At 29.3% G+C, this 294-nt stretch carries 1 protein-coding gene; it reads right to left on the bottom strand.

Annotated features, from left to right (window positions below):
* On the bottom strand, positions 1-294 hold a 294-nt coding region (locus ACX6CF_RS26505), incomplete at both ends, for a hypothetical protein (RefSeq protein WP_458788381.1).

The raw sequence follows: 294 nt of genomic DNA, 5'->3' as shown, positions 1-294 counted from the left end.
CTTTTGAAGATATTTCTATTCCTAATTCAGCTTTTATTTCATCTAAAGGAGTTAGTGGTTTCTCTTCCTTTTCTTTTCTCTTTGCTTCTATTTCCTCTGCCTCTTCTATTTTTTCCTCTACTTCATTCATTTTTTCTTTAATTTTTTCTTCACTAATTTTTTGAAGTAACTCCTGTTTTTGCTTTTCCAGTTGTTGAATTTTTTCTTGCTTTTCTTGAACTGTTAATTTTTCATTTTCTCTTATGCCAGCTATACTCTTATCAACTTTTACCAAGTTGCAAAAGCAAATGGTAA

It is taken from the genome of Vallitalea sediminicola, assembly GCF_054408565.1.
Note: the sequence above shows the minus strand (reverse complement) of the source record. Positions and strands in the feature narration are given on the sequence as shown.